Genomic DNA, 6,262 nt, shown 5'->3' with positions numbered 1-6,262 from the left:
TATTTTTTGCTTTTAACGGTCATTTAATGATGATTCAAATGGTGGTGCATAGTTTTCAAGTGCTACCCATTGATGGCACATGGTGGTCTGTAGATCATTACTGGGACATAGTGACCTGGGGTGGCTGGATGTTTACTACAGCACTAGTACTCTCACTTGCACCGCTTACGGCTATGCTCGTTATTAATATGTCGTTTGGTATTATGACGCGCGCAGCACCGCAATTAAATATTTTCTCTATTGGTTTTCCGTTTACCTTGGTAGCGGGACTTATTATTATTTGGGCGACACTAGGTAACTTTGTTACTCAGTTTGAGTTTCAATGGTTAAAAATGGTTGAGCTAATGTGTACTTTAGTTGGTTGCTCACCTTAGGAGAAAGTCATGTCTGAAGACTCAGGGCAAGAAAAAACAGAAGAACCCACATCCAAAAAGCTTGAAGAATCTAAAAAGAAAGGCCAAATAGCACGCTCAAAAGAGCTAGGTACCATGTTTGTACTTATCTTTTCGGCTATATCGCTTTTGATGTATGGTCCTGAAATTGGCAAAGGTTTATACAATGTAATGGGCCGAACCCTTAGCTTAAACCGTAACGAAGCCTTTGATACCACTAAAATGTTTGCTGTATGGGGAGAGGTTGCAGACGCTTTAATGTTTCCTATGGCTATGTTTGTATTAATTATAGTTTTGGCTGCATTTATTGGGAATACGTTACTAGGTGGTTTTAATTTTAGCTGGGAAGCCGCTGCACCTAAAGCAAGTAAAATGTCGCCAATGAAAGGCTTTAAACGTATGTTTGGCCCGCAAGCGGCTATTGAGCTTGTAAAGTCACTTTTAAAATTTGGTTTGGTTGCAAGTTTTGCTGTGTTTTTAATTAATACTTATTTTGATGAAATACTGCATTTAAGTTTAGAAAGTGCACCAGGTAATATTATTCATGCCTTAGAGATTTTAGGCTGGATGTTTTTAGGCCTTTCATGCACTTTAATTATTATTGCCGCCATCGATGCGCCATTTCAAAGTTATAACCATAACAAACAACTTAAAATGACCATGCAAGAAATTAAAGATGAGTATAAAAACTCTGAAGGTGACCCACAAATAAAAGCGCGTATTAGGCAAACACAAAGGCAAATGTCGCAAAACCGCATGATGCAAGATGTCCCTGACGCTGACGTTATTGTTACCAACCCAACTCACTACTCAGTAGCATTAAAATACGATACAGAGCGTGCAGGAGCGCCTATTGTGCTTGCTAAAGGTATTGATGAAATGGCGATGCAAATTCGAAAAGTAGCAATAGGGAATGAAGTACCAATTTTAGAATCCCCTATGTTGACCCGAGCGCTTTACCATACGGCTGAAGTAGGAGAGCAAATACCCGATCAGCTATTTACTGCTGTTGCGCAAGTTTTAGCGTATGTATTTCAGCTTAAGCGCTTTAATAAAGGGCGCGGTAAACGCCCAACTAAGCTTAATAATAAGCTCCCAATCCCCGATGCCTATAAGTATTAAATCGCTAACTTAATAACTTGGAATAGTTATTGCAAATTCTATGTAGTGTCAATTTTTTGAAATTGTAGAATTATGAGTTTTAAAGCGGTATTACAACAACTTAACAGAGACAAAAAAGACTATGCCAAAGGGGTAGGTACTCCTTTGCTTGTGCTTGCTGCCTTGGGAATGGTGATTCTACCGTTACCGCCATTTTTACTCGATATCCTTTTCTCGTTTAATATTGCTCTCGCATTAGTGGTTTTACTCGTGACCGTTTACACGATGAAGCCGGTTGAGTTTGGTATATTCCCCTCTGTATTATTAATCGCTACGATTATGCGCTTAGCGCTTAACGTTGCCAGTACTCGAGTTGTACTACTTGAAGGTCATAACGGAGGAGATTCTGCAGGTAAGGTGATTGAAGCGTTTGGCTCAGTTGTTATTGGTGGTAACTACGCTGTTGGTTTGGTCGTGTTTTTAATCCTGATCATTATTAACTTTGTGGTAATTACTAAAGGTGCAGGGCGTATATCTGAGGTATCTGCACGTTTTACCCTTGATGCAATGCCGGGTAAACAAATGGCAATTGACGCTGATTTAAACGCTGGTTTTATCAGTGCTGAACAAGCGCGTGACCGCCGAGAGGAAGTAACCCGAGAAGCCGATTTTTACGGTTCAATGGATGGTGCGAGTAAATTTGTAAAAGGCGATGCTATTGCAGGTATTGTTATATTAATCATCAACATTGTTGGTGGTTTATTTGTCGGTATGATTCAGCACAATTTGAGTTTTGGCGATGCAATGGAAGTATATACATTACTTACCATTGGTGATGGCTTAGTTGCTCAGCTCCCTTCTTTACTACTTTCAATTGGTACTGCGATTGTTGTAACACGCCAAAATGAGTCGCTCAATATGGGTGACCAATTTAAGAAGCAACTTGGTAACGAAAAATCTCTCTTCATTGCTTCAGGTATTTTGATCATCATGGGCTTAGTGCCTGGTATGCCACATTTTGCTTTTTTAAGTTTAGGTGCGTTACTTGGTTATTTAGCTTACTACACGCAGCAAAGTAAATTAAAAGCCGCTGCAGCAGAAGCTGAAGAAGCCGCCAGTGGTGGAAGCGCTGCAACGGGTATTGCTAATAAACAAGAGCAAAAAGAACTTGGCTGGGATGACGTTCAACAAGTTGATGTAATTGGCCTAGAAGTAGGTTACAGATTAATTCCGTTGGTAGATCAATCTCAAGGTGGTGAGCTACTTAATCGTATTAAAGGTGTACGTAAAAAGCTTTCTCAAGAGCTTGGCTTTTTAGTACCACCTGTGCACATTCGCGACAATTTAGAGCTTGACCCTAATGCTTACAGAATAACGCTAATGGGTGTTTCAACAGGTGAAAGCGAACTTAAACATGGCGACGAGCTGGCGATTAATCCAGGGCAAGTATTTGGTCCAATTAAAGGCGTTGAAACTAAAGACCCTGCATTTGGCCTTGATGCAGTATGGATCAAACCAGATCAAAAAGATGAAGCTCAATCACTAGGTTACACCGTTGTAGATTCAGCCACGGTAGTTGCCACTCATATCAGCCAGTTATTAACTAACAGTGCGGCGTTACTACTAGGGCACGAAGAAGTTCAAAACCTGCTTGATATGCTTGCTAAAAGCCACCCTCGCTTAGTTGAAGGACTAGTACCAGATGTGTTGCCATTAACTGCAATTGTAAAAGTGCTGCAAAATTTATTGAATGAAGGCGTTGCTATTCGCGATATGCGCTCAATTGTTCAAACCCTAGTTGAGTATGGCCCGCGTAGCCAAGACCCTGATGTATTAACGGCTGCAGTGCGTATTTCTCTGCGTAGATTAATTGTTCAAGATGCGGTTGGTATGTCATCAGAAATCCCTGTCATAACCTTGGCACCTGAGTTGGAACAGATGTTGCATCAGTCATTACAAAATGCAGGCGATGAAGGTGCCGGTATTGAGCCAGGACTTGCAGAGCGACTTCAAGTGTCATTGACACAAGCTCATCAAAATCAAGAAATGGCCGGTGAACCTTCTATATTGCTAACGTCAGGAATGTTACGCACTGTGTTATCTCGTTTTGTTAAGTACACCATTCCAGGATTGAGAGTGATGTCTTATCAAGAGGTACCAGACGAAAGACAGATCAAGATTGTTAGCTCAGTAGGCCAACAATAAGATTTTAAAAGGGGTTGAATCATGAAAATTAAACGTTTTTTTGCTAAAGATATGCGCACAGCACTTAAAGAAGTTAAAGATGAGTTAGGTGTTGATGCGGTTATTATGTCAAATAAAAAGCTGGCTAACGGTGTAGAAATTGTAGCGGCAGTTGATTATGACAAAGCAGCCCCTAAAGCAACAGCGCAACCACAAGGCAATGCAGAGCCGCGTGCTCAAGCGCCACAGCAAAGTATGCACAACTTTGTAAAATCAGAACCTCAGCGTGCCAAACCTGAACCTCAAGCAAAAGTAGCAGATAGCTTACAAGCCTTATTAGAGCGTCAATCACCGCGTCCTCGCTCCCCAGAGCTTGCGTCAATGTTTTCTCAATCAGGTATTGATACTACAGATAACTACCAGGAACCTTTAGCTAAAGCGCGTCCTACTAATAATATGTTTGCACGTGATGATGTAGCCCCTGCACGTCCTCATACGCAAGCCGATAGCTTAGGTTTTGACGATTTAGACCGCGACTTTGATGATTTAGACAGCCCAGTAACTGCTCGCCAGCAAAAACCTAATAATGAAAGCGAAGAAATGACAACAATGCGTGAAGAAATGAACGCAATTCGTCAGTTATTAGAGCATCAAGTATCGGGTTTAATGCAGCAAGATATGGCGCGTCGCGATCCAACACGTGCTTGCATGGTTGATCGTTTAGTCGGTATGGGCATTGATAAAGAAGTAGCACAACAAATGGCATGTTTTGTACCTGATGATGTGTCTCGTCAACAAGGCTGGAAAGCATTGTTAACGATGGTCGAAGATCAAATGCAAACAACCAATAATGAAATACTTCGCCAAGGTGGTGTATATGCATTAGTAGGTCCAACCGGTGTAGGTAAAACAACAACTGTGGCTAAGCTTGCAGCGTTAGGCGCACAAAAATATGGCGCTGATAAAGTGGCGTTAATAACCACTGATACGTACAGAATTGGAGCCTATGAGCAACTTGCAACATATGGCCGTATTATTGGTTGTGGTGTAAAACAAGTTAAAGATGCTAATGAATTAGCTGAAGTTTTATATCATTTACGAAATAAACGTCTAGTATTAATTGATACAGCAGGTATGAGCCAACGAGATTTACGTTTAACTGAGCAGTTAAACACGTTAATGCGCAACCAACGTGTGGATATTCGCAGCTACCTAGTACTAAGCGCGACAGCACAAATTAATGTATTACAAGAAACAGTACGCCACTTTAAAAAAGTACAGTTAAGTGGTTGTATTTTCACTAAGTTAGATGAATCTTTGAGTTTGGGTGAGATTATTAGTATTGCGATTCAAAATCGTCTTCCAATAGGGTATCTTACTAACGGTCAACGAGTACCAGAAGATATTCGTGTTGCAAATGCTGAAAAACTAGTGAAAAAGGCTGAGCAATTATATTTAAAAAGAATAAAAGCACAACATTCAAGGCACCAAGCAGTGGCGCCAAGTACAGTAGGGATGTATGATTAACACAGTATTAGATCAAGCAAGCGGCCTGCGCAAGATGAGTCAAAACAATAACAACGGCGTAAAAGTTATCGCTGTAACCGGTGGTAAAGGTGGAGTAGGGAAAACAAATGTTTCTCTAAATACAGCTATTGCACTAGGGCAACAAGGTAACAGAGTATTAGTGCTGGATGCTGACTTAGGTTTAGCAAACTGTGATGTAATGCTTGGTTTACGTGTAGAGCGTAATTTATCACACGTTTTGTCTGGTGAATGTGAGCTTGACGAAATTTTAGTTGAAGGCCCAGCAGGTATTAAAATTGTACCTGCTACGTCTGGTTCGCAAAGTATGGTGGAGCTATCGCCATCTGAGCATGCTGGACTAATTCGTGCGTTTAGCGAATTAAATACCGAATTTGATATTTTAATTGTAGATACCGCCGCTGGTATTTCAGACATGGTACTGAGCTTTTCTCGCGCGGCACAAGATGTAATGGTTGTCGTGTGCGATGAACCAACATCAATAACGGATGCTTACGCACTTATTAAAGTATTAAGCCGTGAGCACGGTGTTTATAAGTTTAAAATTGTCGCCAATATGGTCCGCAGTATGCGTGAAGGCACCGAATTATTTGCAAAGCTTTCTAAAGTAACAGATCGCTTTTTAGATGTATCAATGGAGCTAGTCGCAACGGTTCCTTATGACGAAAATATGCGCAAAGCAACACGTCGTCAAAAAGTAATCGTAGAACTCTTTCCAAATTCGCCAGCCGCTCTTGCGTTTAAAACACTGGCAACAAAAGCAGTTAAATGGCCAATACCAAATCAACCATCTGGGCATTTAGAGTTTTTCATTGAGAAACTAGTAAACGGCTAATTATGACAACACTGGTGAATAGAGCTATGGGATATCAATCAACACAAAACTTAAATGTGATTGTTGAGAAACATGCATCACTTGTAAAAAAAGTGGCATGTCATCTAATTGCTCGATTACCACCTAGCGTTCAGCTTGATGATTTAATTCAATCAGGAATGATAGGTTTAATAGAAGCTTCAAAAAACTTTGATGCAACAAAAGG

At 40.7% G+C, this 6,262-nt stretch carries 6 protein-coding genes; all 6 read left to right on the top strand.

Annotation, left to right across the window (positions count from 1 at the left end):
• Positions 1-374: flagellar biosynthetic protein FliR (locus ENH88_RS01515; RefSeq protein WP_304178737.1), on the top strand; the 374-nt coding region annotated here is incomplete at its 5' end.
• A gap of 9 nt (positions 375-383) precedes the next feature.
• Positions 384-1,514 (top strand): flagellar biosynthesis protein FlhB, encoded by a 1,131-nt coding sequence (gene flhB, locus ENH88_RS01510; protein ID WP_010553902.1) that lies wholly within the window; start codon positions 384-386, stop codon positions 1,512-1,514.
• A 72-nt stretch (positions 1,515-1,586) separates the two neighbouring features.
• Positions 1,587-3,698: a flagellar biosynthesis protein FlhA gene (flhA, locus tag ENH88_RS01505; RefSeq protein ID WP_024599209.1), complete on the top strand. Its 2,112-nt coding sequence runs from the start codon at positions 1,587-1,589 to the stop codon at positions 3,696-3,698.
• Between the two features lie 21 nt (positions 3,699-3,719).
• Positions 3,720-5,204 carry a flagellar biosynthesis protein FlhF gene (gene flhF / locus ENH88_RS01500; protein ID WP_304178733.1) on the top strand — a complete coding sequence of 495 codons (1,485 nt, stop codon included), beginning with the start codon at positions 3,720-3,722 and terminating at the stop codon, positions 5,202-5,204.
• Positions 5,197-6,057, top strand: a complete 861-nt coding sequence (locus tag ENH88_RS01495; RefSeq protein WP_002959312.1) for a MinD/ParA family ATP-binding protein — start codon at positions 5,197-5,199, stop codon at positions 6,055-6,057. Before flhF ends, ENH88_RS01495 begins: the two co-directional genes overlap by 8 nt.
• A gap of 26 nt (positions 6,058-6,083) precedes the next feature.
• On the top strand, positions 6,084-6,262 hold a 179-nt coding region (locus tag ENH88_RS01490), incomplete at its 3' end, for a sigma factor (protein WP_304178739.1).

It is taken from the genome of Pseudoalteromonas prydzensis (assembly GCF_011050055.1).
Taxonomy (GTDB): domain Bacteria; phylum Pseudomonadota; class Gammaproteobacteria; order Enterobacterales; family Alteromonadaceae; genus Pseudoalteromonas; species Pseudoalteromonas prydzensis_A.
Note: the sequence above shows the minus strand (reverse complement) of the source record. Positions and strands in the feature narration are given on the sequence as shown.

Bases quoted from the DNA above. Each gene is read 5' to 3' on its own strand.
- flhB (WP_010553902.1), top strand. From the start codon at position 384: ATGTCTGAAGACTCAGGGCAAGAAAAAACAGAAGAACCCACATCCAAA.
- flhA (WP_024599209.1), top strand. From the start codon at position 1,587: ATGAGTTTTAAAGCGGTATTACAACAACTTAACAGAGACAAAAAAGAC.
- ENH88_RS01495 (WP_002959312.1), top strand. From the start codon at position 5,197: ATGATTAACACAGTATTAGATCAAGCAAGCGGCCTGCGCAAGATGAGT.
- flhF (WP_304178733.1), top strand. From the start codon at position 3,720: ATGAAAATTAAACGTTTTTTTGCTAAAGATATGCGCACAGCACTTAAA.